Origin of the sequence: Edwardsiella sp. A.80236 (assembly GCF_044540725.1) — a bacterium.
Lineage (GTDB): Bacteria > Pseudomonadota > Gammaproteobacteria > Enterobacterales > Enterobacteriaceae > Edwardsiella > Edwardsiella tarda.
In genome coordinates, this window is the sequence record NZ_JBIUCY010000067.1 from 1 (window position 1) to 750 (window position 750).

At 53.7% G+C, this 750-nt stretch carries 1 protein-coding gene; it reads left to right on the plus strand.

What is annotated here, in order from left to right; all coding sequences use genetic code 11:
- The first annotated feature begins 36 nt into the window (after positions 1–36).
- Positions 37–734, plus strand: a protein-coding gene (locus ACEQFP_RS17505) for an IS1-like element IS1B family transposase (RefSeq protein WP_223844742.1) whose coding sequence is annotated in 2 segments (ribosomal slippage) — positions 37–286 and positions 286–734 — 699 coding nt in all. Because the reading frame shifts where the segments join, the coding sequence is not laid out codon by codon here.
- The last annotated feature ends 16 nt before the right edge of the window (positions 735–750 follow it).

The following is a 750-nucleotide window of genomic DNA, read 5'->3' on the forward strand; positions in this document are numbered from 1 at the left end:
TGATTTAGTGTATGATGGTGTTTTTGAGGTGCTCCAGTGGCTTCTGTTTCTATCAGCTGTCCCTCCCGTTCAGCTACTGACGGGGTGGTGCGTAACGGCAAAAGCACTGCCGGACATCAGCGCTATCTCTGCTCTCACTGCCGTAAAACATGGCAACTGCAGTTCACTTACACCGCTTCTCAACCCGGTACGCACCAGAAAATCATTGATATGGCCATGAATGGCGTTGGATGCCGGGCAACCGCCCGCATTATGGGCGTTGGCCTCAACACGATTTTCCGCCATTTAAAAAACTCAGGCCGCAGTCGGTAACCTCGCGCATACAGCCGGGCAGTGACGTCATCGTCTGCGCGGAAATGGACGAACAGTGGGGATACGTCGGGGCTAAATCGCGCCAGCGCTGGCTGTTTTACGCGTATGACAGGCTCCGGAAGACGGTTGTTGCGCACGTATTCGGTGAACGCACTATGGCGACGCTGGGGCGTCTTATGAGCCTGCTGTCACCCTTTGACGTGGTGATATGGATGACGGATGGCTGGCCGCTGTATGAATCCCGCCTGAAGGGAAAGCTGCACGTAATCAGCAAGCGATATACGCAGCGAATTGAGCGGCATAACCTGAATCTGAGGCAGCACCTGGCACGGCTGGGACGGAAGTCGCTGTCGTTCTCAAAATCGGTGGAGCTGCATGACAAAGTCATCGGGCATTATCTGAACATAAAACACTATCAATAAGTTGGAGTCATTACCG